Origin of the sequence: Paenibacillus cymbidii, assembly GCF_004764705.1 — a bacterium.
GTDB lineage: Bacteria > Bacillota > Bacilli > Paenibacillales > NBRC-103111 > Paenibacillus_AN > Paenibacillus_AN cymbidii.
Genome location: NZ_SHLX01000039.1, coordinates 51,956 through 78,585 on the forward strand (window position 1 = coordinate 51,956; position 26,630 = coordinate 78,585).

Genomic DNA, 26,630 nt, shown 5'->3' on the forward strand with positions numbered 1-26,630 from the left:
CCGCTCGCGAGGCCAGGCCCCGAAAGGGGCCTTTATCCTTTTATGGCGCCGATCAGCATGCCTTTGATGAAATATTTCTGCACGAACGGGTACAGAATCAGAATCGGCGCAATGGCAATCGTCACCGTCGCCATCTTGATCGTCTCCGGCGGCAGCTGCTGGATGGCCGACGTATTCGTCAGGTTCAGCTCCTGGCTGACCGCCTGCGTCGTAATCATGTTGCGCAGCACGACCTGAATCGGGTACAGCGCCCGGTCCTGCAGAAACATGATGCCGTAGAAATACGCATTCCAGTGGTAAACGCCGTAAAACAGCCCCAGCGTGGCGAGAATCGGCAGCGACAGCGGAAGCACAATGCGGCCAAGCGTCTGAAACTCGCCGCAGCCGTCGATGCGCGCCGCTTCCTCCAGCTCCTGGGGCAAATTTTCGAAATACGTTTTCATAATCAGCATATTGAATGTCGACACCGTCGCCGGAACGATCAGCGCCCAGATCGTATCCATCAGCCCGGTAGCGCGCACGACCAGATAGAGCGGAATCAGCCCGCCGGAGAACAGCATCGTAAACACGATCGCGAGCAAAATCCCGGAACGGCCGGGAATGAACTTCTTCGACAGCGGGTAAGCCAGCAGCGTCGTCACGATCAAATTGAGCAGCGTGCCGAGCGTCGTCACCGTAATAGTGATCCGCAGCGCCCGCGGAATGACCGGCGACGAGAAGATCCATTTGTACGCTTCGAGCGTGAACGAATTCGGCCACAGCGTAAATCCGCCGCTGCGCAGCACCTCGGCCAGGGGCGTAACCGACATGACGAATACGTAATAAATCGGAAATACGGTGACAAGCCCGAACAAGCCGAGCAAAATATAGATCGCCCAGTCGACCGTCCGGTCCGCTTTCGATCGGTGTGCGAGTATGGTCATCGTTGCCGCCTCCTACCAGATGCCGTTGCCGCCGATTTTTTTGGCCAGCTTGTTGGCGCCGAGAATCAGCGCGAGTCCGACGACGGACTTGAACATCCCCGTGGCCGCCGCCACGCTGAACTCCAGCTGCTCCAGACCGCGCCGGAACACCCAGGTGTCGATGATGTCGCCCGTTGCATATACGCGTGGGTTGAGGAAAATGTAAATCTGCTCGAAGCCGGCGTCGAGAATATGCCCGATCCGGAGAATCAGCAGCAGCACGAACACCTCGCGAATGCCCGGCAGCGTCACATGCCACAGCTGCCGCCAGCGGCCCGCGCCGTCGACGACCGCCGCCTCGTACAGCTCCTGGTTGATCGTCGCCAGCGCCGCCAAATAAATGATCGCCCCATAGCCGGTATTGCGCCATATATCCGTCAGAATCACGAGCGGCCGAAAGTACTCGCTGTTCGCCATGAAATTGACCGAAGTGCCGCCCAGCTCGCGGATCGTATAGTTGACGATGCCGGACTCCGGCGCAAGGAAAGCGAACACAAGCCCGTAAACGATGACCCAGGACAAAAAGTACGGCCCGTACGTCACGGTCTGAATCAGCCGCTTGAACCAGCGGATGCGGATTTCGTTCAGCATGAGCGCGAACATCAAGTCGGGCAGCATGTTGAACACGATCCGATACACGCTGATGATCAGCGTATTGCGCAGCAGCCGGGGAAAGTCGGGGGAGTCAAACACTTCGCGAAACTGTCTGAACCCCACCCACTCGCTTCCCCAAATGCCTTTGCCGAGGCTGTAATCCTTGAAAGCGATCAGCAGTCCGCCCATCGGCATGTAGTGATACAGCACATAATACAACAAGCCGGGAACCATCATCACGTAAAACCATCGGTATTTCCAAACCGGCTGAAACCAGGTCACGGGTCATCCACCCCTTGCGTCGCATATGGTTTTCGGTCGCGGTGGCCTGACTTCCGGCTAGTTAGCCTCCGTCCTATTTGATGACGCCCGCCGCTTTGATTTGCGCCTCGTATGTGGCAATCATATCGTTCCCTTTGTACTTTGTCATCAGCTCTTCGCGATACTTCGGCCAGTTCGAGGCGTCTTTCTCGTCGAGCACGATCTTCGACTGGTATTCGCGCATTTTGGCGCGGAAGTCGGCGAGATTGAAACCGGCCGGCGGCGCCACGTTCGTGCCGATCGACGGCTGAATTTTGTAGGCTTTGACCGTTTTGACGATCGCGCGGTCGCGGTCCGTCATGCGCGGGTCGATCACTTCGAGCCCCAGCACGTCGAGCGGATCGGTTTGTTTGATGAACGAGCCCCAGATGAGCAGAAAATTGCCCTGCGACGTAATGTCCGCTTGAATCGCGTCCGGCTTGAGCGTAATCGTTTTGCCGCTGCGGGTGTAATGTTTGCCTTCCTGGCCGTAATGGGTAAGCAAATACCCTTCCTCGCTTGCCAACCAGTCGAGTATGGCGGTGATCCGCTTGATTTTCTCCGGATTTTTCTCTGCGGTCGTCTTCGAGAACTGGAACGCATCGTCGGGCAAGTTCGCTTGCGTCGTGCCGGTTGCGGCGAACGGGTTGAACGGTTCCCAGTCGGCGGTTGGCGTAACGGACTTCGTTTTGTTCTGGATACTGGCCGGGTTGCTGTCGAAGGCGAAATTTTTGTCCAGCGACAGCACGACGCCGATTTTGCCTTGCGCCGCCTTGTCGAAATGCTGCGTGCCCTTCGCCAAATACCAGTCGGGATCGACGAGGCCTTCCTTGATCATCGCCTTGATGTCGTTCATGACCGCTTCCATGCGCGGGTCGGTCTGAATGTCGACGAGCTTGTTGTTCTCGACCATGAAGGCGCCGGGCAGTCCGTTCTTGGCGTATTGCGGGAAGTCCGTCGACAGGCCGATGCCGTTGCCGACGGCGCCGAAGCCGTAAGTATCCTTCTTGCCGTTGCCGTCGGGATCGTTGTTCGTAAAGGCGCGCATCACGTTCATCATGTCGTCGTAAGTGACCGGCATCTTCAGATTCAGCTTGTCGAGCCAGTCCTTGCGCACGTAATAAGAGCGCCACACATCGCGAACGAAGCCGACCGGCGCGCGGGCGAACACATTTTCAATCTGGTACCGTTTCAGTTCCGTTTCGTTGATCCATTTAAAATAGTTCGGCATGTTCTGCGGCGTTACGTACGGCGTCATATCGGCCGCCACTTTATCGAGCACGTACTTCTGCGAGTCGGTTCCCGCCGTGATGAAAAAGTCCGGGGCATCGCCGGATGCCATCATCAGGTTCAGCTTGTTCGTCCGGTCCGTGCCCATCGGCATGTAGGTGACGTTAAGCGAAACGTTGAACTTCTCTTCGATCGCCTTCTTGACGAAATCTTTGTCGCCGGCCGGCAAGTTTGCGTCGGCAACCTGCGAGTTGAGGAAAAACTTCAGGTCCAGCTTGTCTTTGTACGGATTGGCGGCGGGCGAGGCCGAGGCGGATGCGGCAGTCGACGGCGAAGGCGACTTCGTGCCGCTGTCCGTAGCCTTGTCGCCCGACTTGCCCGACGAACAGGCGGTGGAAACGACCGTTAACGCGGTTAGCGCCAAAAAAGCGAACTTCATTCTGGCTTGCATGTGAAACCTCCCTTTGGTAGAAGTGATAGCTTCATTCATCCAGCGCGCGCTGTACAGGGCGTCAACATTTCATTAGTTGTACGATACCTGTATGTTTTTAATCATAATCGAAAGCGCTTTCCTTCGTCAACCCCTCCCCGCAAAATGTTCCTGTCGCACCGGCCCGAACATTGTCGTTTGATTGCCGCCTCAGACGGCGAATGGAATTGGCTTCCTATTCGCAAGGTATCAACTCCCCTCTATAAGTTGTATGATACCTGTATTGATATGGTACTATGTTTGATCTCACATCGTCAAGCAATAAAATATGACATCAATTGGAGTTCAGCTGGTAAATCGAAAGAAATAGCTGATTTTAATGTTATTATTACTGACATAAACAGAAGTTTCACTCGACAAATTAACAAATGGACAACACGATAACAGGAAACCCTCCGTTATTTTGCGTCAAAACCGTCCATTCGCCGGAATAAAGGGAAAACCTCCCGTTCATTATCGCCTTTTACCTGAAATTCGGCTATTGGCAACAATATAACAGGAGGTTTTCCTTTATTTTTCCCATTTCGTACAATAACGCGGAAATAACGGGATACTTTCAGGATAAGGTTGCAAGACTGCCGCGCTGCCGACCGTCGTCCAACTGTCGCGGCGCAGCTCCTACCGGCACGACTACCGCCAAGCGCGGTTTACCCGCCGGGCAGCGCGTTACTTTTTGCCGCTGCTTGCAACGATCGTTTGCGTCACCGACGAATCCTCGTAGGCGCTTGACTGCACCACTAGCGGGTACGAGCCCGGCGTTGCGAACGTGCCCTTCTTGATCGTCAGCTTGCCTTTGGCGATCGTGTAAGCCGTACCTTTGGCCATCGGTTCGCCATTGTAGGTCACGGCCGTTACCGTCGTCGGCAGCAGCCCGATCGTATCCTTGAACGTGATGACGATGTCTTTGTCGACCGTGTTATTTTTTGTCGCTGCCGTCAGCGTGACCGCTGCCGCTTTCGGCACATCCATCGAAACCGTCTTCTCGCTCTCATCCGCATCGACCGCGGTGACAATGACGGTTTTGCCCGGCTGCGGCGTCTTCAGCTTGATCGTGAACTTGCCTTCCTTGTCGCCTTTTGCCGTGCCGACTGTCGTCGAGCCGACACGCGCCGTTACCGTCGAGCCTGTTGGCGCCGTTCCCGTAATGACCTTGTCGGCGCCCGCAATCGCGTTCACCGTCAAGGAAACCGCGCCTGCCGCAAGCTGCTGCTTCACAAACGGCTCGCTGCGCTGGCCTGCCAGCACCTTCAAGCCTTTAACCGTGTAATTCTTCAGCGTAGTGCCGTTTGGCGCATACACCGTGACGGTATAAGAGCCGGCCGGCACGTATTTCAGCACGCGTCCGTTGCCGTCCGTCGTCGCCAGCGGATACACCTTGCTGCCTTGCGCGATTTTCACGGTGGCGCCTTCTACCGCCGCGCCGCTTGGATCGACGACGCTCAGGTAGATCGCGCCCGCCTTCTTGGCGCTTGCTTCCACATAAGCCGGCGCTTTCGGATCAACGGTAACCGTCGCATAACGCCGGTATTCCGTGCCTCCGGACACGTAATACGTGCTGATCGTTACCGTGCCTTTCGCTACCCCGGTCACGAGACCGGATGTCTCGTCAACCGTCGCCACCGCCGGGTTGGACGATTCGAATTTTACACCCGAAGCGATTGGCGCCGAGCTGTTGTCGGAAGCGTTGGAGCGCAATACCGACTTGTACGTGCCGCTTACCGGCAGCGTATATTTCGTCGCATTGAGCGATACGCCGACGTTATCGACGCTGCCGCCGGTCGTCCACTTGGCGTACAGCGTCATGTTGGCCGAACCGATGGCGAACGTCGCACCGCCGCTGTAGCTCGTCCCGCTGCCGTCCTCCGCTGTGTTCCAGCCCGCAAACGTGTAGCCCGTTTTCACCAAATTACCCGTGTTCCCTGCGACGGTCACCGGCGCATTGGGCACATATGAACGGCTGTCTGCAGGTACGGTCCCTCCCGTGCTGCCGTTGCCGTCATACGTGACGGTGTAAGATGGGGTTGCAACCTTCATGGCCGATGCTTTATAGTTCGCTCCACGATCTTGATAGACAACATAAAGGGTTCCACTGCTGGTGATTGCTATCGATGTGAAGCCGGCTGTATCTCCGGTGAAGCCGGCGCTGCCGACAGTTGCCCAATTGCTGCCATCGTATTTCATTACCGTCGCTGAATAATTGTTCCCATAATCTTTATAAACAACATAAGGGGTTCCGCCGTTGTCTACCGCTATCGATGTATAGTCAGCCTGACCTGCGGAGAAGCCAGGGGTACCAACGGCCGCCCAACTGCCCCCGCTGTATTTCATCACCGTAGCTTTCGAAGCGTTCGCACTATCTCCATAAACAACATAAGGGGTTCCACTGCTGTCTATCGCTATCGATGGATAATTAGCCGCTGCTGCGGAGAAGCCGGCGGTGCCGACGGCCGCCCAACTGCTCCCGTTGTATTTCATCACCGTCGCTTTACTGCCGTTTCCGCCATCCATATAAGCAACATAGGGGATTCCGTTGCCGTCTATCGCTATCGCTGTATAGTAATCCGCTCCCCCGGTGAAGCCGGCACTGCCTACCGTCACCCAATTGTTCCCGTCGTATTTCACTACCGTCGCTTTTTCGCCGTTTTCATTATCATTAAAAACAACATACGGGGTTCCGCTGCTGTCTATCGCTATCTTGGTATATTGATCCCCTCCATCGGCGAAGTCGGCACTGCCTACGGCCTCCCAATTGCTCCCATTGTATTTCATTACCGTCATTGAGCCGTTCCCCATCATGCCGCCGCCAGTCGCATATCCAACATAGAGGGTTCCGCTGCTGTCGATCGCTATCGATGCATTACTGGCCGATGCCAGGGAGAAGCCGGCGCTGCCAACGGGCATCCAACTGCTGCCATCGTATTTCATTACCGTCGTTTTATTGCCGTTCCCGCCATCAATATAAACCATATAAGGAGTTCCGCTGCTGTCTGTCACGATCGATGTATTGTAAGCTGTGCCTGCAGAGATGCCAAGACTTCCTGCCGCCTGCCAATCCATATTGCCATCCGCATGAACGGCCGCTTGCTTCACAGACAGCAGCTGAACGATCATACTGAACACCAGCATCCATGCCCAAATATTTCCTTTCCGTTTCAAACCTTGCTTTCCTGTTATCATGGTTATCTCCATTCCTTTCGCGTCGTTCAAAGTTTCACAACGATCCTGTTCATCACGTTCTATTCCCCTCTTGATGGATAATGGATTGCCATCCGTTGTTGCAACATCACGGAAGTTCCATACTCTTATTTTATCGGTACTTTCGCCCTATTTTTTTAGCGCTTCTTCAAGCATGAGATTCATAGATGGGCAAGTAAAAGTCGAACAAATCCAAAAAAAGACGAGTCGGCCGAGTGCCGCCGTCTTTTTCAGGCGTTATTTGTCGCAATCTATATGGAATTAGCCCAACATTGGTTATCCGAACAATTGGATCGCCACAATACCCAAATACTCTTTCAAACTGGCGCCGACATTATCTAGCGCATACGAAACCGGGCTTAGCCGATGCAGCCCGAAGGCGCTGTGCCGGCTGACGCGGTAATCGACCGGGTACGGCGTTACCGCCACTCCGGCCCGCTCGAAGTTCATGACGGCTCGCTTCATATGAAGCGCCGAGGTGACGAGCAGCGGCTTCGCCAGCCGGTGATCCGCCATCATTTGTGCGGTGTATTCGGCATTCTGCTCCGTGTTCAGCGAACGATTCTCGGCGTATACTGCGCTTGCCGGCACGCCCAGCGCCAGCAACTGCCGCTTGGCGATATCCGCTTCGTTGCCGGTGTCGGCAAATACTTTGCCGCCGGAGAACAGGATCGGCAGCCCGGTGCGGAAATGCAAGCGCGCCGCCGCCAGCAGCCGGTTGCCGGCCGCCCCCGACAAATTGCCGCTGCCGTCGATGTCCGGCGTATCCTCGGTCGCTCCGCCGCCCAGCACAACGATGACGTCGCCGTCGATCGCTTGCGGCGGCTCGTAGCGAATTTCAAGCGAGCGCACGAGGCTGTCGCTGACGAGCGTCGTGCTGCATACATACAGCGCAAGCGCAACAACGGCAAGCGCAAGCGCCATGCCGCGCTCGCGTTTGCGCAGCATCCACACGGCCGCCGCGGCCAGCGCCAGGATGAATATGCCGGGCGGCAGCAGGAAGCTGTATCCGAATTTAATGAGATAGATCATAGAGGTCCTCCGGCTTGAGCCGCTCGACAGTCAGCTATTGGTTGCGACTCACTCCCTTATCTTAAATGGCGGGATTGTGATGTGCAACAACGGCTGTAGCTTTCGTACTGCGAGGCGAATCACCGGTGACGAAAGACAATTATTCAATGTCGACAACCACAGGAATTGTTTGATAAAATGCCCCGTCGCCCATTTGGCCACGATCGTTATTTCCCCATCCCTGAACAGCACCCGTCGTACCCTTCATCAATAAAGTGAAATCTGCGCTAATTCCAAGTTTGATATCTGCTTGGCGCGTCCCGATATTCGCTTTTCTCGCTGTTTCAGGAAATTCAGTGGTAAAATGTGAGCCATTCATAAGTTGGCCCGATCTGTTCTCTCCCCATGCCATTAGATTATACTTTGCATTAAAATCCTGTACATAAGCAAAGGAGGAACGACTGAATGCTCCTGCAAAAATGTTTTTTGCACTGAAATCAACATTGTTTTCGATAGGGACCATACTTCCGGTGGTAGTTCCATTGCCAAGTTGACCATATGCGTTGTCCCCCCACGTCCAGACGGCACTATAAGGCCCAATTGCCATGGAATGAGATGCACCGGCTGCAATAGCCGTGACGCTCGTGATGCCGCTCACTTGAACAGGAGCCACTCGATTCGTTGTCGTACCGTCGCCCAGTTGTCCAAAGGCATTATTTCCCCATGCCCATATCGTTCCATCCGATTTCAGCGCCAAGGAATGATCGTGTCCCGCAGCAATCGCTATCACGCCAGTCAAACCGCTTACTTGTACAGGTGTAATTCGATCGGTCGTCGTTCCGTCTCCCAGTTGTCCACTGGTATTCTGCCCCCACGCCCATACCGTTCCATCCGATCTCAGCACCAGCGAATGGTACGCGCCTGCAGCTACGTCCTTCCCGCTGCTTAATCCTGTCACTTGCACGGGTACCGTGCTGGTGGCAGTAGCGCCAATTCCCAACACGCCCGGAACGCCGCCTCCCCATACCCACACAGTGCCGTCTTGTTTCACTGCAAGCGAATGTGCTTGTCCTCCGGCTAGATCCACGACACCAGTCAAATTGCTTACGGAAACAGGAACATCGCTGTCAACGGTGCTTCCATTTCCCAATTGACCGTCGGCGTTTTCTCCCCAAGCCCGGACTGTACCGTCTTGTTTGATCCCCAGCACGTGGTGCAGTCCCGCAGTAATTGCCGCGAAACCCTTTAATCCGTCTGCTTGCATGGGATCCACACTGATCCCGAGCTCTCCCGATGTGTTCTCCCCCCACACTTTCACCACTCCGTCCCGTTGCATCACAACGGAATGCTTGCTGCCGACTGCAATGCCGGTGGCATTCTCCACATTGCTTACTTGCACCGGTGATGTACTATTGATCGTCGTTCCATTCCCCAGTTCTCCCTCCCCATTGTATCCCCATGACCATACGGTGCCGTCTTGTTTGAGCGCCACGGCGTGAACCTCGCCTGCCGCAACTTCCGTGATGTCCGACAGCCCTGCCACTTGAACCGGAACGGAACGATATACCGTCGTACTGTCGCCTAATTGACCGTTTCCGTTATACCCCCATGCCCATACGGTGCCATCTTGTTTGACTGCTACCACATAGATGTTTCTCTTGAATGCGGATGTCAACTCACTATTAAATCCAACGGCAATATCGACAACACCAGACAGATTCATGACTTGTACTGGCAACTTTGAACTGTATACCGGAGAAATATCGTACGAATAGCCGATTATTCCCCACTCCCATACGGTACCATCCCGTTTGACTGCCACGGAAATATTGTTTCCCGCCGAAATACGGGTTACATCAGACAAACCGACTACTTGAACAGCAGTCAAGCTGCTGGTACTACTGTTGTTCCCCAACTGGCCGTCAGTGTTCCCTCCCCATGCCCAAACAGTTCCATCTTGTTTGAGCGCCAGAGCGTGCGTTGCCCCTGCCGATATGGCAATGATGCCGGTCAGCCCCGCCACTTGAACCGGTAGTGGGCTGCTCACCGAGCTGCCATCCCCTAATTTCCCGGAACTGTTGCTTCCCCAAGCCCAGACGGTCCCATTCTGCTTCAATGCCAGAGTGAATGACGTTCCTGCGGCTACATCGACTACATCGGACAGCCCCATCACTTGTACCGGACCCATACTACTGGTCATGGTGTTATCCCCGAGTTGTCCGCTTTCATTCAGTCCCCATGACCACACCGTCCCGTCGTCTTTCAGTATGACATAATGGTCTATTCCAGTTTTGACCATCATTGGTTTCACCTCGTTCGCTGTGCTCACCACCAGCGGAACGCTTTCCGAAATGACATTTTCAGAAACTTCAACCGCTGTGACCGAGAAGGTATACGATGTATCCGGCGTTAGTCCCAGTACCCGGTAATTCATGCTCCCTTGCACGGTCCCGACCAGCGATCCGTCTTTATACAGCACATACCTCGAAATGCCGGCCACGCCTTCAGGAGCTTGCCAAGTCAGTACTATTGAACCGCCGCCAATTTCGGAAGCACTCAGAGAGAAGGGCCCGAGCGTTTCCACAAGCAATGGCGCACTCGGCTCCGACTCGTTCCCCGCGGAGTCCTTGGCTATAACCGTAAAGCTGTAATCCGTTGTCGCGGCGAGGTTCGTCACCGTGTACACGTTCTCCGAAACGGTTCCAATGAGCACGCCATCCTGATATACCTCGTACGAAGCAGTATGCACATTGTCCGTTGCGGCGGTCCAAGAAAGATTAAAAGTATGATTGGTGATGTTGGAAGCAACCATATTCGTCGGCGATCCTGGCGGAATGGTGTCGTCCAATTGAATCGTAACACTACTGCTCATAGCGGACGCATTCTTCGCAACATCTCGCGCTCTGACACTGTACACATGTTCGACCCCTTGACTCACGCCAAGTACGATTCATGGTCAGTCACTTCTATCAAATGAGAGGAATGAGAATCATCCGAAGATTCGGAATGGGGATCATCGGTTGTAGGAATATTTGTCTGCTGCGTTTCTACACTAGAAGTAATCGCAGTAAAAAAAACACTTTGGGCAAACGAAACATTCTGTACTACCATTGCGAGAATTAGTAGTAATGCTATTATTCTGAGTAGTTTCATTTTTTCCTCTTCTTCCCTTTTTATAGAATTATTTAAACCCCTTTGGTTTTAAATTAGGCGTGAATTCTTCTTTGGAACGATCGAGGGTAAAACTTTTAACTTCGCTGCAACTAGATTCGCCGTAAAAATGATACTCGTTTAACACTTCTACATACATTCCTTCGAATTTATAAATGGACGGAGATATTTGAGCATACCAGATGATCGTGTTATCTAAAAGTAAAGAACGTTGACGAATAACAACTTTTTTCACTGTTATTTCTTTATGGCAATATTGACTAGAGAACGCTTCCAAAGCATGTGCAATCATTCTCTTATCATCCTTGCGCTTGTCATAAATCAGTAAAAAATAAATCGTAGACAAGATGATTACCAGAATCGCTCCAATTGCTATTTTTTTAGCCATTTCTCCTCCTGAAATGCTTCTGAAAGTGACTTGCCTCCTGTTAAGCAAAACTATTTCTCTCCAATTCTGCCCTCCCAGCGTCGAAACCATGCAAAGTAGAAAACTGCCGCAATCAAAGCTCCCAAATATAAAACAAGCTGAAACAAATAGCCAAGTTCCTGATTTAAACCGAAAGGAAATGAACCTTGGGGGTCGAGCAGATCGATGGTATTCTTTCATACATAAGCATAAATATAGAGTCTCTGTTCTTTACATATTGATTTCTGATGAACAATTCCCCCATAATACACACCAGCTGCTGGAATATCAACCGCGCATAAATCTGCTCTGAGAGATGATCACCCAACTGGGTATCGTTTCCATACTTGTATATTGGAAGAATATCAAATTCATGCAACTCGGGACATAGTTCAATAGAACTATTATTGTAATATTTTGTAATGAATTGTTTATGTTTCATTCACTTTTAGTTTAAAATAAGGGGATAAAAGTATGAACTTGCAAATGGAAGTGCAGTTGCGCCACCATCGTTCGACCGCCGCGACTCGTTCTCCTCTAAATCGGCATTTACGGCGGGAACGTTTGCTTTTATAGTAAAAGGAGAACCCACTGTCAGCAGATCCAGAGGAGGACGTCCATCATGAACCCCTTATTCGATCTGACCGGCCGAATCGCCGCCGTCACCGGACCTACACGCGGCATCGGGCGCGCCATTGCCATCGCGCTCGCTCGCGCAGGCGCAGACATCGCGCTGCTTCAGCGCAATCCGCACGACGAAGCGGTCAAACGCGAAATCGAAACGCTCGGCCGCGCCTGTTTCATCGTCCCGTGCGACCTGGAACGTCCGGAAGAGGTGAAGGCCGCCATTCCGGCCGTCACGGCGCATTTTGGGCAGCTCGATATATTGGTCAATTGCGCCGGCATCACGAGGCGGACTCCAGCCGTCGACTACACGGAGGACGACTGGGACGTCGTCCTGCAAGTCAATTTGAAGCACGTCTGGCTGCTGTGCCAGCATGCCGGGCGGGCAATGGTCCCGCGCGGAAGCGGCAAAATCATCAATATCGCTTCCCTGCTCTCGTTTCAAGGCGGGATCAATGTGCCGGCCTATGCGGCGTCCAAAGGCGGCATCGCCCAGCTGACGAAGGCGCTGTCCAACGAATGGGCGAAACACGGCGTCAATGTCAACGCCATCGCACCCGGTTATATCGCCACGGATATGAACACGGCACTGATGAACGATGAGACGCGCAACCGGCAAATTTTGGAGCGCATTCCGGCGGGACGGTGGGGCGATGCGGAGGACATTGCCGGAACGGCGGTATTTCTGGCGTCGCCGGCCGCCAATTATGTGAACGGCCACATTCTCGCCGTCGACGGCGGTTGGCTCGGCCGTTAAGAGGAGCGACTCTTTAAAAATAGGCCATGAAAAATGGCCTATTCGCGCCTTTTCACTGGCTTCGTGGAAAATAACCAGTAAAAACACTGGTTATTTGGGTCAACTGACCCCAAAATCGAACATTTTTCGGAAATAGCCAGTGATTTCGCTGGCTATTTTTGTGTTGACCCCCGCTTTTGATGAAATAGGCCATCAAATATGGCTTATTTCGCAACCGCTTCTTGCGAAGCGGCAGTCTCGCGCGTGCAAAAAGACCGCTCCACAGGAGCGGCCCGCAAGTGATAGGTTGTCCAGCCGGCTGCCGTGAACGGCAGCCTACTTCTTCGTCGCCAGCCAGTCGGCGAGCGCCGTAATTTCGGTGTCTTTGAGCTTATTTTTGAAAGCGGGCATCGTGCCGGCACCGTTTTCGATTTTGGCGGCGATTTTGTCGGCGGTCAGCTTGCCGCCGATTTTTTTCAGGCTGGGGCCGATTTTGCCGCCGAGCGTGTCGCCGTGGCAGGACAGGCAGTTCGTCTTGTACAGCGTCTCCACTTCCGCGTTCGCGAATACTGGTGCTGCGCTGGCGCCCGGCGAAGCGCCGCTCTCCTCTTTATTGCCGCTGCCGCCTCCGCAAGCCGCCAAGCTGATCATCAACGCAGCCGCGCCGATGGTCGCGATTCCTTTTTTCCACATCGCTCATCATCCCTTTGCCATAGTTTCCGCAAGCGAACGAAAGGTTCTACACTTATGACTATAATGGATTGGAACAGGCTGGAACATACGCTTGGCCGCCATTTTATGAATATCCTATGACAATCTGCCGCAGCAGGGGCAAACCGATCGGAACGTTGCGCCGTTTCCTATGGTGAGGCAAGCCCACCACAAGGATAAGGACGGTGACACGATGAAAAAAATGAGCGGGTTTGCGCTCGTATGCGCCATGGCGGTCGCTCTCGCCGCATGCGGCGGCGGCAAACAATCGGGCAGCAGCCCAAGTCCTTCCGCTTCGGCCAGCCCGAGTGCGTCGGCGACGCCAAGTCCTGCCGCCAGCCCTTCAGCATCGGCAAGCCCAAGCGCAAGCGCAGCGGCCAGTCCCAGCGCCAGCGCGGCGGCGAGCCCAAGCGCCAGCGCGGCAGCAAGCCCCAGCGCGAGCCCGAGCGCGGCAGCCACGGCAACGTCGACGGCAACAGCCACGCCGAAACCGAGCGCCAGCGCAGCTGCGACGGCCACTCCGGCGGCGACTGCTACGGCTACGGCAAAGCCGGCCGCAACCGTAAGCGCGGACGCGGAAACGTTGTACAAGGCCAACTGTATGTCCTGCCATGCGGCCGATCTAAGCGGCAAGCCGGGACCGAACATTCAGAAGATCGGCGGCAAACTGTCGGAAGATCAAATCGTCAAGCAAATCACGAGCGGCGGCAGCCGAATGCCGGGTTTCAAGGATACGCTGAAAGACGACGAAATCAAAACGCTGGCCACCTGGCTCGCGGCTAAAAAATGAGAAAACCTCTTTCGAGGCCACTCGAAGATGAGCGACCGCGTTTAGAGGTAGGTGGTAATCGCACCGCAAAAGCCCGCCCCGGCATCGACAGGCATCGACGGGACGGGCTTGCCTGTTGCGCCGCAACCAACCGGCAAGCTCGCCCGCTGCGCTACCTTCTTCCCCCGATATCCTCGACAACGGCAAACGCCCCGGCCATGCCGCCCGTATGCGTAATACTGAGATGAATGCGCACGCCGTCAGCCAAGCCGAGCCGTTCCAATGCGGCTGCGGACACTGTGCATACCGGCTTGCCGGAATCATCGTTCGTGACGATCATATCGTGAAACCCGATCTGCCTGCCAATGCCGCAGCCGAACGCCTTGGATACCGCCTCTTTGGCGGCGAACCGCCCGGCAACAAATTCGACCAGCCGCGCCTTGCGCTGTTCGGCAAGGAGCCGCTCCTCCGGCGCCAGGATGCGCTCCATGAACCGCCGGCCGGCCGGCAGCGCCAGCAGATCCGCAATACGCGGCAAGTCCGCAAGATCGGTGCCGATTCCGATTATCATCCGCTCTCCCCTTTTCCCGCGTATATCCAGACTCCATTATCTCACAAAGTTTCGTCCCTGCACAAAAGTTGCCAAAACGAGGTTGTTTACAACTAATTACCAATTGTTCGGGTGGGGGAGGGAAATACGTAATGTGGAGATTGGCGGGATTTGACTCCACCTCGCCGCATCTCCCGCTCATTCCACCACACCATCCGGTTACCGACGCGCCCCACGTTCCGGCGGCAATATAAGCCGGCTTTTCCGGCTTATTTCCGCTCATCCCTGCTCCGGCGGCAATTTAAGCCGGCTTTTCCGGCTTATTTCCCCGCATCCCTGCTCCAGCGGCAATTTAAGCCGATTTTTCCGGCTTATTTCCGCTCATCCCCGTTCCGGCGGCAATTTAAGCCGGCTTTTCCGGCTTATTTCCGCTCATCCCCGCTCCGGTAGCAATGTAAGCCGGATTTCCCGGCTTATTTCCGCCTTTACCCGATACCCGATACCCCATACGCGACACGCGGCGCGCTACTTGAACGCCATCGCCGCCCGCACCGCCTTGCGCCAGCCGGCGTACAACGCTTCCCGCTCGTCCTCCGGCATCGCCGGCGTATATAGGCGTTCGCGATGCCACAAGCTTGCCAGCTCGGCGCAGTCGCGCCAGAAACCGACGGCGAGCCCGGCCAAATAAGCGGCGCCGAGCGCCGTCGTTTCGTGCACGACCGGCCGTTCCACGGCGGCGCCCAGCACGTCGCTCTGGAACTGCATCAGCAGCCGGTTCGCCGTCGCCCCGCCGTCTACGCGCAGCTTGTGCAGCTTGATGCCCGAGTCGGCTTCCATCGCATCGATGACGTCGCGCGTCTGGTACGCGAGCGACTCCAGCGTAGCGCGCACGAAGTGCGCCTTCGTCGTGCCGCGGGTCAAGCCGAATACGGCGCCGCGCACGTCGCTGTCCCAATACGGCGTGCCGAGCCCGACAAAAGCGGGCACGACGTACACGCCTTCGGCCGAAGCCACGCTGGCGGCCAGCGGCTCGCTTTCGCCGGCCGTCGCCAGCAGCTCCAGCCCGTCGCGCAGCCACTGGATCGCCGAACCGGCGACGAACACGCTGCCTTCGAGCGCGTAATCGACGGCGCCGTTCAAGCCCCAGGCGATCGTCGTCAGCAACCCGCAACGCGACTCGATCGCTTCCCGGCCGGTGTTCATCAGCATGAAGCAGCCGGTGCCGTACGTATTTTTGACCGCGCCGCGCTCATGGCACATTTGCCCGAACAAAGCCGCTTGCTGGTCGCCCGCCGCACCGGCGATCGGAATCGCACGGCCGCCGAACAGCTCCGGCGCCGTATGGCCGTAGATCTCCGAAGACGACTTCACTTCCGGCAACATCTGACGCGGAATGTCCAGCGTCCGCAAAATGTCGTCGTCCCATTCCAGCCCCCTGATATTGTAAAGCATTGTCCGGGATGCGTTGGAATAGTCGGTGACATGCGCCCCTCCGCCCGTCAACTTCCAGATCAGCCACGTATCGACGGTGCCGAACAACAACTCGCCGCGCTTCGCGCGCACCCGCGACCCGTCGACATGATCCAGGATCCACTTCACCTTCGTCGCGGAAAAATAAGCGTCGATCGGCAGCCCTGTTTTGGCGCGGAAAGCGTCTTCATAACCGGCTGCCTTCAGCTCGTCGCAAATGCCCGATGTCTGCCGCGATTGCCAGACGATGGCGCGATAAACCGGCTCGCCGGTGGCGCGGTCCCAGACGATCGCCGTCTCCCGCTGGTTGGTCAACCCGATTGCCGCCACATACGCCGCCGTCCCCTGCTGCTCCTCCGCCATCCGCAAGACGTCGCCGGTTACTCGCCGCACCGTGTCCCAAATTTCCAGCGCATCGTGCTCCACCCAGCCGGGTTCCGGAAAATACTGCGCAAACTCGGTTTGCGCCTGATAAACGATTCGCCCCTGCGCATCGATCAGCATGGCGCGCGTGCTCGATGTTCCCTGATCGATGGCAAGCACATACTGTCCTTGTCCGTTCATTCGCCCGCTCTCCTCCTTATTATCCGCCAAAAAATAAACGCCGTTTCCACGTTGCCCGCGCCAAGCCATAACGGCTTGAAGCAGCGGGCGGCGTCAAAACGGCGTATGCATCGAAACGATCGGTCGCGTCATGGCGCCGGATCGGCTCTGCCTTGACCTTGGAGAATGGATGCGCCGTTTCAAGCGCGGTTGCCGGCCTTGCGGCCGGCTGCCTGTCCCGTCAAATGCCGGGAATCGGCGCCCGCTTGTGTTCGGTGCGCAAGTACTGCTTCTCCAGTTTCTCCTGAGCCTGCGCGTCGATTGTTTTGCCTTCCAGATAATCGCTATTGTTGGCGTAAGTGATGCCGAGCTCGCCTTCGTCGGTCTGCCCTTCCCACAGCCCGGCGGTCGGCGCCTTGTCCAGCACGCTCTGCGGTACGCCGAGCTCGCTCGCCAGCTGCCTGACCTGGCGCTTGTTGAGCGAACTGAGCGGCGTGATATCGACCGCGCCGTCGCCATATTTGGTGAAGAAGCCGGTGATCGCTTCCGACGCATGGTCGGTGCCGACCACAAGCAAGTTCAACTCGAACGCAAGCGCGTATTGCATTACCATCCGCGTCCTTGCCATTACGTTGCCTTTGCCGCCCCGGCTCAAGTGCCGGTGCACGCCGATCGCCTTCAACCCGTGTTCGGCTTCCAGCGCAATTTCGTTCACCGCTTCTTCGATATTCGTCTCGATCCGATGCTTCAGCCCGAACGCCTCCGCCACCGCATAGCTGTCGGCGATGTCCACTTGCTTGCCGTAAGGCTGAAAGACGCCGAGCGTCATGTAGTCCCTGCCTCGTTCGGCGGCCAGTTCGTCGGTCGCCCGCTTGCACAACCCCGCCGCCACCGCGCTGTCGATGCCGCCGCTAATGGCGATCAGCAGTCCCGTAGTACCGGACTTCAGCACGTACTCTTTTAGAAAATCGACCCGCTTGCGAATTTCCGCCTGGACGTCGATTTGCGGCTGCACGCCCAGCTTGGCGATAATTTCCTGCTGCAGATCCATCGCTCCAACATCCCCTTTCAATAAGCCGGTTTTAGTTTAGTATAGCCATTCAAGGGGAGATTTCAAGTGGATTTTTCCAACCCGGTTTGTTACCATGGCAACAGACGCAGGTCCGCCCTGCACCCGGCGCAATTGACCAAGGCAACCAAAGGAGTTGACACACGATGATCGACATTCACTGCCACATCCTGCACGGCATTGACGACGGCGCGGACAGCATGGCCGAGTCCGTCGCGATGGCGCGCATCGCTTACGAGGACGGCGTTCGCGACATTATCGCGACGCCTCATTTCAATTCGCTCTGGCGCAACGAGGCCGGGCTCGTCCGGCGCAAAACCGCGGAGCTGCAGCGCAAGCTCGACCAGGCGGGCATCGCCGTCACGATTCATCCGGGCAACGAAGTGCGGCTGGAAAACAAAGCGACGTTTATGCGCGACACGGAGCAAGGAGCGTATTGTTACCTGGACGATGCCGGACGGTTCGTGCTGCTCGAGCAGCGCTGGGCGGAATACGATCCGGATACGCCGGAGCTTGTCGCCTGGCTGCTTGCCCGCGGGACGACCCCGATCGTGCCGCATCCGGAGCGGCATCATTTTTTTCGCGAGCGGCCGGAGCTGGTCGAGCGCATCGTCGCAGCGGGCGCGTGGCTGCAAGTGTCCGCCGACAGCCTGACCGGGCGCAGCGGCGATGATGTGCAGCGGTTCGCCGACTGGCTCGTCGACCGCGATCTGGCCCACACGCTGGCGACCGATGCGCACAACGTCAACCGCAAGCCGAACTTGTCGGAAGGCTTCCGCCGGGTGCGCGAACGTGCCGGCCAAGAGCGCGCCGACCAAATTGCGCGCCGGATGGCCGGCATTTTGCAGCGGCCGTCGGCAGCCGACTGATCCCCTTCCCGCCCTTCGCACATGCAGCGATGCCGCAATGCGGCGGGATCAGCTTTTGACCGCCGTGACCGTATTGTCCTCCTGATTGAGCACGTAGATGCGGTGCCCGAGCGGATGAACGACCGCCTTGATCGCTCCCCGGCCAACGGCTACGGCTCCTTCCACTTTGTTCGATTTGCCGTCGATCCGCACCAGCGAGCCGCCGGAATCGGCGCGAAACAACACGACGTAGACCATGTTGCGCGCTTCGTCCACCATCGTATAGATCGGCCCCGCCCCTACTTCGACGCTGGCGATGGCGGCCATCGCTTCACCGTCGAGCACCGTGACGTTGTCCCCGCTCTGATTCGCCGCGTAGACACGCCCCGTCTTTTCGTTGACGGCGATACTGTCGTTTTCGCCGCCGATCAGCACCGTGTCGATCACCGCATCCGTCGCCCCGTCGATCACAAACACGACGCCGTTGTTGTTGTTGAACGTGGTGACGTACACTTGATTCGTCACCCGGTTGACGGCAATCGCCAGCGGCGTCGAGCCGACCGGGATCGTAGCGGCCACCGCAAGCGTTCGCCCGTTGATGACGGTTACGGAGCTGCTCTGCTGATTCAGCACATAAATGCGGCCTGTATGCGGATTGACCGCGCCTACGCTGGGCGCATCCCCGACTTTGATCGTTTTGATCGCCTTGTTCGTCTGGCCGTTGATGACGGTCACGCTGTCGCTGCCTTGATTCGGCACATAGATGCGGTTGGCGCGCGCATGGATGATGACGTCGCCGGGCAAGCCGCCCGCCTTCAGCGTAGCGATGACCCGATTCGTGGCGCCGTTGAAGACGGACACGGTTCCGTCCAGATTGGCGACATAGCCGCGATTCGTCAACGGGTTTAGCCCGATCGCGACCGGTCCTTTGCCGACCTTGACGGTAGCGATCACTTTCCGCAGCCGGCCGCCAATGACGGAAACGGTATTGTCGTCGTTGTTGGTGGTATAGATCCGGTTCGTCGCTCCGTTCAGCGCAATGTCCGTCGGGTTGTCGCCTACGGGCACTGTCGCCGTCACGGCCAGCGGGATCGTCTCCTTCGTTTCGGCGATTTTGACGCTGTTGCCTGGTTTCGTTGAAATGGCCAACACCCCTTCGCCTTCGTGATAAGGTAGTGTACTCCGCTACGGCCCGATTGGATTGGATATTCGCCCTTTTCCCGGGAAAATACGGCGTGAGGCAAGCGGTCGGAAGCTTGGCCGGCACTACGCCGCGCGTGTGCTTTCCGCCGCTTCGGTCCGCTGCGTCAGCACTTCCTTGCGCAGGAACAGCGTCAGTACAAACGCCGCCACGGCGAACGCAATGCCGATCGCGAACATATGCTGGAACGCGCCGGCGAACACGCCTTTGATTTGGTGCACCAATTCGACGGACAAGCCTGGCGGGAAACCGCCGTTCAGGATCGTCTCCGACGTGCCGTCCGGGAATTCGCCGGACAGATTGGCGATGCCGCCATGAATATTGCGCGACAGCATCCAATATGCGGCGATCGGCAAAGCGAACGAGGCGACAAACAGATGCTTGTAGGCGACCTTCGCAATCAGGAAGCCGCACAACACGCTTGCCGGAATGGCGCCTGCCATAAACCCGAGCGACATATAGCCGGAAGCGGTTGGGGTAAGGCCCCTCACATTTTGCGCGAAAAGGGGAAGCCGGACAAGCCGCCCATAACCCCGAGCATGGTCAGCAGACCGGTTTGTTGTTTTGTTGCGCCTTCATGCACGCGAACCTTCACTTTCTTTCGGATGGACAACCGCCGTCGCAACTTGCATGACCGAACACGCGGCGTCCGCTTTTCCACTATAAATCGAATTTGCCGTTCACAAATCGGCCGCCGAATGGAAATTGCCTCCGTCCCGGGTAGGAGATGCGGCGGGCGTTCCGGAAAAGGATTTCGGCCATATCCGGCGAATTCCAGGGAACAACGGAATTTCTCTTTCGGAAGGAGAGGTATCGCCATGTCGCTGCGTCCCTATTTGGAACAATTGACGACCAACCGATCCAGCTATGAAATGACACTGCCCCAGTTGCTGCGAATCGCCGGTATCCCCAAGGGAGGGAAGCACAAAGACGAGATGGTTGCGGCGCTCGAAGCTTTCTACGGCAACGAGGAGACGATCGTATCGCTTTGGCGCCGATTGACTGACTTTGAAAAGGATTTAATGGAAACGTTCATTCGCTGTGGGCAGTCGCTTGACTACGAGGACCTGACGCAACTGCTCGCGCGGCACGGCAAAACGCAGGAGAGGCATCGCTCTTTTTCCCCGATCCCGCTTGGCCTACTGGCTCCGGAATCGCCGGCCAGGCTGTTTTTCATCGGCCTTACGATCCCACCCTCCTTGGAGGCTATTGTAACCAAGCTCATGCCACCGCTGGAAGTCCTGCTGACCGGTGTCGACGAAGGTGCAGTGCGCAGCGAAACGGATTACGTGCAGGTGCTCGGGGACGATTTTGCAGGCGATATGAACGTCATGATTACCATGGCGAACAGCACCAAGCTGCGCACGACCAAAAGCGGCGGCCTGCCGACCAAAGCCGCGGCGCTGCAGTGGAACCGGGCGTTCGCCCATCCGGAGCCGTTTCTGCCGTCCTGGCGCAGCGCGGACGACATGTGGACGATCGAGGACACCACCCGCCTGTACGGCATGGCACAGCTGCTGATGGCCGCCGATGTACTGCGGAACAACACCGGGGTAATGGCAGTCGGTTCGCAGGCGTCCGCGTTTCTGCAAGCCGATCCGATCGGCCGCTGCCGACTGCTGCTCGGCGCCTATGTGAACACCTGTGCCATCCAGGAATTGCACCGCATTCCCGAAGTGAAGGCTCGGCCGGAACGGCCCGGCTCCATGAAGCGCTGCCGCGAAACGATTATCGCCTGCCTGGCGCATTGCCCGGTCGGCGAATGGATCGACAGCGACGAGCTGATCGACTATATCCGCAGAAGCGACAAAGGCTTCCTTGTCCGCGAAACGGGACCGATTCCGACCTACGACCCTAATGTGCGGGAATACTATGACGGCATGTACGACTGGAGACAGCTGGAGGGGCGCTTCGTCGAGGTGGTGCTGCTCGAATATTTGGCGGCGCTCGGCATTGTCGATGTTGCGGCAAACGCTGCCACGGACGGAACGGGGATCGAGATTTATCGCCTCCGCTATATCCGGCTCACGGCGTTCGGCGCCTTCATCCTCGGCTTCAGAGACCACCTATGACGGACGAGTTGCTTCTCGCATTCGAATTCGATGGCAAGTCCGCCGCCAAAGTCAAACGCGAGATTGAAAAGCGGGAGATTTTCTGCATGATTGAGCCCTGGCAGGCGGCGGCGAGCGCATTGCGCTCTCCCCCTCGTAAGGGGTGAAAGAAATAGGCCATGAAAAATGGCTTATTGGCTCCTTTTCGAGGGCCTCGTCGGAAATAGCCAGTGAAAACACTGGTTATTGGGCATCAACGGCCCCAACCCGGGCAAATGTACGCAAATAGCCAGTGAAATCACTGGCTATTTTGTCGCGACTGGCTGTTTTGGGCGGAATAGGCCATGAAAAATGGCTTATTCCCCTGCTGGGTCGGTCTGAACGCTCATCCCCGCGCCTATCGGGGCGTGATGCTTCCCTCACACCCGGAAACGCTCCGCCAGCGCAAACAGCCGCTGCGCCATTTCGTCGAGCGAGTCGGTCGCGTCCGCTACGTGTTTAATGGCGGCGAGCTGCCCTTCCGCCGCGGCGGATATGCGCTGCTGCCGCGCGGCCGACTGCGCCGAAATGTTCGCCATCTCGTCGACCGAGGCGGACACTTCCTCCGACCCGGCGGCAATTTGCTGCGACACCGCCGACACTTCCTGCACCTGCTCCGCCACGCGCTCCACTTCCGTCATAATGCGGCGGAATGCCGATTCCGCCTCGCTCACGACGCTGACGCCCGTTTCCACCTCGAGCTGGCCGGCCCCGATCGCGCGCACCGCCCGCTCCGTATCGCGCAGCATCTCGTCGAGCAGGCCGCCGATGCGGGCGGCCGATTCCTCCGATTGCTGCGCGAGCTTGCGCACCTGATCGGCAACAACGGCGAAGCCGCGGCCCTGTTCGCCCGCCCGCGCCGCTTCGATCGCCGCGTTGAGCGCCAGCAGGTTCGTTTGCGACGCGATCGCCGTAATGACGTCGATGATCGCATGCACCTGCTCCGAACGTTCGTTGAGCCGTCGGATGTCGGCGGCCACATCGCTTGTCGAAACATGAATCGCCCGCATCTGTTCCATCGCTCGGCGCACCGATTCGTTCCCGCGCCGCGCTTCCTCCGTCGTCACGAGCGACGCCTCCGCCACGACGGAGGACGATTCGGCGATGCGCTGCACTCCGGCGCTCACTTCCTCCATCGCCTTCGCGCTTTCCTTCGCGCCTTTCATCTGCGTCTGCAGCCCGGCCGCCGTCTCGCGAATATTCAGCGTAATTTCGCCGCTGCCGCGCTCCGTCTGTTCGGCGCTCGCCGTCAGCGCCTTCGACGCCTGCCGCAGCTGCGCCGCGCTCGACTGCACGGCGGCGATCATCTGCCGCAGGTCGCCGACCATCTGCGCGAACGCCTGCGCCAAGCGGCCAAGCTCGTCCTTGCCGCGCACCTGCACGGCCACGGTCAAATCGCCGGACTGGACGCGCTGCATGTCGGCGGTCAGCCGCTTCAGCGGACCGACAATGATGCGGGCGATGACGAACACGACGGCAATCGTCGCCAGCAGAATAATCATCGCAGTCACAATCGCGTGCCGGCGGTTATCCTGCAGCAGCGTATACACTTCCGACGCGTCGAAGTCAGCCCCGACGATGCCGAGCAGTTGGCCGGACGCCGACCGGATCGGCACATAGGCCGTCACCGTAGCGCCGTACGATTCGTCCTCCGTCAGTTCGCCGACCTGGGTCTCCCCGCTAGCGAACGTATCGACCAGACTCGGGTAAAACTCTTCCTCCACTTCGCCGAGCGGGGAGAAGCCGTCTCCTTGCGCATCGGCCGGCGCCCCGTCCACCACATAATAATATTCGGCGTTCCCGTCTTTCTGGCGGGTCGCCATCGTGTATAAATATTTCAGGCCGTTCTGCTGCCGCAGCTCGTTCAGCTTCGCCCGCAGTTCTTTGTAGTACGGCGTTTCCCCTTTCTCCGGCGTCGCCGCCAGCGTCGCGAACTGGTTCGCGTCGACCAGCTTGGCCGCCCGGTCGGCCAGCAAACGGGCTTGCGTGCCCAGCGAGTCGACGACAAGCTTCTCTGAGGACGCGTACATCATATAGCCCAGCAACGATCCCGAAACGAGCACAATAAACGAAAACACGAGCAAAATGCGCATCTGCAAACTTCTCAACGGTACTTTCCTCCGATCATAGAGTGCCGCCTAGCCGTACGCTCGCGCTGGAAAACCGCACGAGCCAAGTCATGCAATCGTATTCAGTTTAGCCTATAAACGGAGGACTGCCAATAAGACGCAGGGGAATTTCAGCTTTATTTTACAACCATTGCGGTTGGCGGTTGCAAATGCAACAATAGCCGGCAGCCAAGTTCCGGGCGGAATGGCTGCCGGCTAATAACAATAACAGAACGAGCATTCGTCAATCCGCTTCTCTTCGTTTTGGCGACGACGTAGTCCTTGCGGCGGAATCGCCTTCGCGATAAAACTGCCGCAAGTAGTCCGCCATGTGCCGGACCAGCATATCCGCGGCTTCGGGGCGGAACGGCGACGTTTCCACCTCGTAGCCTCCTTCCGTGTGTGCTTCCGCCGTCGGCAAATACCCGTAATGCCCGTTCGAATAGCCGCTGAACAGCGTCATGCCGAACGGCGAAAGCTCCTTGATACGCAGGCCGATTTCCGCGAACGGCTCGAGCGGACAGCCGATCAGCGCCGTATCGCCGATCCGCACGATTTGCGCATCGATGTGAGCGTGCGTTTTGCCTTCGTATTTGACCGCCATCTCCCAGGAGAGAAACGTCCGTTTCAATTGAAAGGTTACCTGGCGAATCGCCTCCTCGCCGGCATCGGCTTGCTGCAGCCGTTTCAGCTCCCGCTGCAGGCTTTCGTAGCGGGCCAGCGTTTCGCCGGGATCGGGCATCGCGATCAGCGGCAGCGGCACCGTCGTATGCCCGAAGCGGAACGTCTGGTCGCCGCGCACGGTTTCCGTATGCCAAATGGCGAGCCGCGCGCCAGACTCGACGATTCGCTCGAAGCGGTGCGCCTTCGTTTCCGCTTCCGCCCGCATCATCGCAGAGACCGCTTCCGCGCCGATCGCGGTGCCTATTCGCCGCATCGCGGCCATATTGTCAAGGAAGCCTTTCGGCCCCGGTCCGACGTTGCCGGCGCTGCCTTGCAGGAATAAACACGTCCCGCCGACGATCCGCTCCACCGTTCGTTTCAGGACGCCGGGGTAATCGGGGCTGTGAACCTTGCAGGTATAGCCCAGCGTCGTGGGATGGCAGGAATAGTGGACAAGCGAAGCTATCGTTTGGCCGTCTTCCGCCACCACGAACCGCACCGTGCCGACTTCGGGATCGGCGACTCCGGATTCGTCCCAGCCCGTTGCCACGACGCCCGATTCGAGCCGCTGCCGCCGGTTTTTGCCGATCGCGCAGAACCCGCGTCCCGCCTCCGCATGGACGTGCCGTCGACCGGTCATCGCCTCCGCCGCAGCGGCAACCGTTTGCTCCGTCAACATCTGCACATAAGCGAGGTTCGCTTCCCTACCCTCGGCATAATAGTTGCTCGGGAAGCAAGGCCCGGCGTGCGTATGCGTCACCGACAGCCGAATTCGCTCGGTCGCCAGTCCCGTTGCCTGCTTTATTTGCTCGCGAATGCGGTTCGCCTGCTCGACCAGGAAAAAGCCGGCGTCCACATCCACGATCAGGACGCCTTCGTCCTCCTCGCCCAAATAAAGCGCCGTCGTAAACAAATCCGCTTCATACCCATCCGCAAACACGTGCGTTTGCGCTCCCCAGCCGCCGTGCGGCACATTCAGCTGCGGATTGATCGTTCTTCTGGCAACGCCGGCCGTCAGCATGCTAATTCCTCCCCAACCCCGCCGCTTGATTCCGGCGCATGATGCCGCCGGCCGAGTTACAGCTCGGGTCGTTCAATATATTGAACGAAGTTCCGTATATGATTGCTCCACAAGTATAGGCGCATCCGTTTTGGTTCGTCAATGCACGTTTTTGTGCATTTGCGGCGGGGGGCGGTCTCAGCTGTTCGTTAGAAAAGCTTCTGTCGAACGATATAGGCCAAGGGGATATCCGGAAAACAACGGCGAACGCAGCGTAATCTCCCGAAGCCACTTTTTTTGCAGAAGCGCTCAGCTTCTCCATCCCAACCCCCTCGCGAAGCAGACACGTTGCACAAAGCGCGGCATTCTCCCCTCCGCCAACTAACCAATTCGCTTTTTGTGCCGCTTCGATGAAGCCTCTTGCAAAATAGGCCATGTTTGATTGCCTTTTTCGGCTAAATGGCCTGATTGGGAGGTCCGGCGGAGTCAATAAGTCATGTTTTTCACTCCCTATTTCCCACGAGGCAGGCCAAATCGGGCAAACAAGCCATTTTTGATTGGCTATTTTTATTATGATATGTCAAAAAAACGCCCCGCTCGCTGCCCGGCAACCACGCCGGGGCAGCGAAACGAAGCGTTTGGGCGACCGGGAGTCGGCCGCGGCGAATATAGCGCAGGTTTCATGCGCTGCAGTGGCTCCGCGGGGTTACCGCGAGGCGTTTAGCGCAGGTTTCATGCGCTGCAACGGCTCCGCGAGGCTGCCGTGTACCTTTGTCAAGAAAGTAGACACACAATTTAAGCGATCTGCTGTTGCTCGTAGTACCTTTTTTCGCATAAATGCGGGGTGAGGTAACCAATTGACGAATGGATGCGAGTGCGATTGTAATCA

21 protein-coding genes are annotated in these 26,630 nt (G+C 57.3%); 5 read left to right on the plus strand and 16 right to left on the minus strand.

Features of this window, described 5'->3' with window-relative positions:
- Positions 1-32: 32 nt before the first annotated feature.
- The 7 genes from EXY20_RS34000 to EXY20_RS34030 form a co-directional block, all read right to left on the minus strand.
- On the minus strand, positions 33-923 hold the full coding sequence (locus EXY20_RS34000; RefSeq protein WP_135556879.1) for a carbohydrate ABC transporter permease: 891 nt from the start codon (positions 921-923) through the stop codon (positions 33-35).
- 12 nt (positions 924-935) lie between these two features.
- Positions 936-1,838, minus strand: a complete 903-nt coding sequence (locus EXY20_RS34005; protein WP_135556880.1) for an ABC transporter permease — start codon at positions 1,836-1,838, stop codon at positions 936-938.
- A 73-nt stretch (positions 1,839-1,911) separates the two neighbouring features.
- Positions 1,912-3,537 (minus strand): type 2 periplasmic-binding domain-containing protein, encoded by a 1,626-nt coding sequence (locus tag EXY20_RS34010; protein ID WP_135556881.1) that lies wholly within the window; start codon positions 3,535-3,537, stop codon positions 1,912-1,914.
- A gap of 705 nt (positions 3,538-4,242) precedes the next feature.
- The gene (locus EXY20_RS34015) at positions 4,243-6,732 is read right to left on the minus strand and encodes a hemoblobin-interacting domain-containing protein (protein ID WP_167859714.1); all 2,490 of its coding nucleotides are present in this window, start codon (positions 6,730-6,732) and stop codon (positions 4,243-4,245) included.
- A gap of 315 nt (positions 6,733-7,047) precedes the next feature.
- Positions 7,048-7,803, minus strand: coding sequence for a YdcF family protein (locus EXY20_RS34020; protein ID WP_135556883.1), 756 nt, complete (start codon positions 7,801-7,803; stop codon positions 7,048-7,050).
- Positions 7,804-7,942: 139 nt separating this feature from the next.
- The gene (locus tag EXY20_RS34025; protein WP_135556884.1) at positions 7,943-10,654 is read right to left on the minus strand and encodes an RCC1 domain-containing protein; all 2,712 of its coding nucleotides are present in this window, start codon (positions 10,652-10,654) and stop codon (positions 7,943-7,945) included.
- Between the two features lie 309 nt (positions 10,655-10,963).
- Positions 10,964-11,341 (minus strand): hypothetical protein, encoded by a 378-nt coding sequence (locus tag EXY20_RS34030; protein ID WP_135556885.1) that lies wholly within the window; start codon positions 11,339-11,341, stop codon positions 10,964-10,966.
- Positions 11,342-11,981: 640 nt separating this feature from the next.
- Here EXY20_RS34030 and EXY20_RS34035 point away from each other — a divergent pair.
- On the plus strand, positions 11,982-12,740 hold the full coding sequence (locus tag EXY20_RS34035; RefSeq protein ID WP_135556886.1) for an SDR family oxidoreductase: 759 nt from the start codon (positions 11,982-11,984) through the stop codon (positions 12,738-12,740).
- Between the two features lie 315 nt (positions 12,741-13,055).
- Here the strand turns inward: EXY20_RS34035 and EXY20_RS34040 are convergent, their stop codons facing one another.
- Both EXY20_RS34040 and EXY20_RS39335 read right to left on the minus strand, forming a co-directional pair.
- Complete coding sequence (locus tag EXY20_RS34040; protein WP_135556887.1) at positions 13,056-13,412, minus strand: c-type cytochrome; 357 nt, start codon at positions 13,410-13,412, stop codon at positions 13,056-13,058.
- Positions 13,413-13,526: 114 nt separating this feature from the next.
- On the minus strand, positions 13,527-14,027 hold the full coding sequence (locus EXY20_RS39335; RefSeq protein WP_167859715.1) for a hypothetical protein: 501 nt from the start codon (positions 14,025-14,027) through the stop codon (positions 13,527-13,529).
- Positions 14,028-14,031: 4 nt separating this feature from the next.
- On the opposite strand from EXY20_RS39335, the gene EXY20_RS34050 reads away from it, so the two are divergent.
- The gene (locus EXY20_RS34050; protein WP_135556889.1) at positions 14,032-14,220 is read left to right on the plus strand and encodes a c-type cytochrome; all 189 of its coding nucleotides are present in this window, start codon (positions 14,032-14,034) and stop codon (positions 14,218-14,220) included.
- 151 nt (positions 14,221-14,371) lie between these two features.
- Here the strand turns inward: EXY20_RS34050 and acpS are convergent, their stop codons facing one another.
- The 3 genes from acpS to nadE form a co-directional block, all read right to left on the minus strand.
- Positions 14,372-14,770, minus strand: a complete 399-nt coding sequence (acpS, locus tag EXY20_RS34055; RefSeq protein ID WP_135556890.1) for a holo-ACP synthase — start codon at positions 14,768-14,770, stop codon at positions 14,372-14,374.
- Between the two features lie 504 nt (positions 14,771-15,274).
- Complete coding sequence (glpK, locus tag EXY20_RS34060; protein WP_135556891.1) at positions 15,275-16,783, minus strand: glycerol kinase GlpK; 1,509 nt, start codon at positions 16,781-16,783, stop codon at positions 15,275-15,277.
- Between the two features lie 220 nt (positions 16,784-17,003).
- Entirely contained in the window at positions 17,004-17,813 is an 810-nt protein-coding gene (gene nadE, locus EXY20_RS34065; protein ID WP_135556892.1) for an ammonia-dependent NAD(+) synthetase, read from the minus strand.
- 164 nt (positions 17,814-17,977) lie between these two features.
- On the opposite strand from nadE, the gene EXY20_RS34070 reads away from it, so the two are divergent.
- A complete protein-coding gene (locus EXY20_RS34070; protein ID WP_135556893.1) occupies positions 17,978-18,700 on the plus strand; it encodes a tyrosine-protein phosphatase in 723 nt (240 codons plus the stop codon).
- Between the two features lie 48 nt (positions 18,701-18,748).
- On the opposite strand, the gene EXY20_RS34075 is transcribed toward EXY20_RS34070, so the two are convergent.
- Both EXY20_RS34075 and EXY20_RS34080 read right to left on the minus strand, forming a co-directional pair.
- Entirely contained in the window at positions 18,749-19,828 is a 1,080-nt protein-coding gene (locus EXY20_RS34075; protein WP_167859716.1) for a YncE family protein, read from the minus strand.
- Between the two features lie 117 nt (positions 19,829-19,945).
- Positions 19,946-20,371: an MFS transporter gene (locus EXY20_RS34080; protein ID WP_135556895.1), complete on the minus strand. Its 426-nt coding sequence runs from the start codon at positions 20,369-20,371 to the stop codon at positions 19,946-19,948.
- 327 nt (positions 20,372-20,698) lie between these two features.
- On the opposite strand from EXY20_RS34080, the gene EXY20_RS34085 reads away from it, so the two are divergent.
- Both EXY20_RS34085 and EXY20_RS39340 read left to right on the plus strand, forming a co-directional pair.
- Positions 20,699-21,952: a hypothetical protein gene (locus tag EXY20_RS34085; RefSeq protein WP_135556896.1), complete on the plus strand. Its 1,254-nt coding sequence runs from the start codon at positions 20,699-20,701 to the stop codon at positions 21,950-21,952.
- Positions 21,949-22,098, plus strand: coding sequence for a hypothetical protein (locus EXY20_RS39340; protein WP_167859717.1), 150 nt, complete (start codon positions 21,949-21,951; stop codon positions 22,096-22,098). Before EXY20_RS34085 ends, EXY20_RS39340 begins: the two co-directional genes overlap by 4 nt.
- A gap of 252 nt (positions 22,099-22,350) precedes the next feature.
- On the opposite strand, the gene EXY20_RS34090 is transcribed toward EXY20_RS39340, so the two are convergent.
- A complete protein-coding gene (locus tag EXY20_RS34090; protein ID WP_135556897.1) occupies positions 22,351-24,078 on the minus strand; it encodes a methyl-accepting chemotaxis protein in 1,728 nt (575 codons plus the stop codon).
- A gap of 244 nt (positions 24,079-24,322) precedes the next feature.
- On the minus strand, positions 24,323-25,762 hold the full coding sequence (locus EXY20_RS34095) for a hypothetical protein (RefSeq protein ID WP_135556898.1): 1,440 nt from the start codon (positions 25,760-25,762) through the stop codon (positions 24,323-24,325).
- Positions 25,763-26,630: the final 868 nt, after the last annotated feature.

Bases quoted from the DNA above. Each gene is read 5' to 3' on its own strand.
- EXY20_RS34000 (WP_135556879.1), bottom strand. From the start codon at position 923: ATGACCATACTCGCACACCGATCGAAAGCGGACCGGACGGTCGACTGG.
- EXY20_RS34010 (WP_135556881.1), bottom strand. From the start codon at position 3,537: ATGCAAGCCAGAATGAAGTTCGCTTTTTTGGCGCTAACCGCGTTAACG.
- EXY20_RS34020 (WP_135556883.1), bottom strand. From the start codon at position 7,803: ATGATCTATCTCATTAAATTCGGATACAGCTTCCTGCTGCCGCCCGGC.
- EXY20_RS34025 (WP_135556884.1), bottom strand. From the start codon at position 10,654: ATGAGCAGTAGTGTTACGATTCAATTGGACGACACCATTCCGCCAGGA.
- EXY20_RS34030 (WP_135556885.1), bottom strand. From the start codon at position 11,341: ATGGCTAAAAAAATAGCAATTGGAGCGATTCTGGTAATCATCTTGTCT.
- EXY20_RS34035 (WP_135556886.1), top strand. From the start codon at position 11,982: ATGAACCCCTTATTCGATCTGACCGGCCGAATCGCCGCCGTCACCGGA.
- EXY20_RS34040 (WP_135556887.1), bottom strand. From the start codon at position 13,412: ATGTGGAAAAAAGGAATCGCGACCATCGGCGCGGCTGCGTTGATGATC.
- EXY20_RS34050 (WP_135556889.1), top strand. From the start codon at position 14,032: ATGTCCTGCCATGCGGCCGATCTAAGCGGCAAGCCGGGACCGAACATT.
- acpS (WP_135556890.1), bottom strand. From the start codon at position 14,770: ATGATAATCGGAATCGGCACCGATCTTGCGGACTTGCCGCGTATTGCG.
- glpK (WP_135556891.1), bottom strand. From the start codon at position 16,783: ATGAACGGACAAGGACAGTATGTGCTTGCCATCGATCAGGGAACATCG.
- nadE (WP_135556892.1), bottom strand. From the start codon at position 17,813: ATGGATCTGCAGCAGGAAATTATCGCCAAGCTGGGCGTGCAGCCGCAA.
- EXY20_RS34070 (WP_135556893.1), top strand. From the start codon at position 17,978: ATGATCGACATTCACTGCCACATCCTGCACGGCATTGACGACGGCGCG.
- EXY20_RS34085 (WP_135556896.1), top strand. From the start codon at position 20,699: ATGTCGCTGCGTCCCTATTTGGAACAATTGACGACCAACCGATCCAGC.
- EXY20_RS39340 (WP_167859717.1), top strand. From the start codon at position 21,949: ATGACGGACGAGTTGCTTCTCGCATTCGAATTCGATGGCAAGTCCGCC.
- EXY20_RS34095 (WP_135556898.1), bottom strand. From the start codon at position 25,762: ATGCTGACGGCCGGCGTTGCCAGAAGAACGATCAATCCGCAGCTGAAT.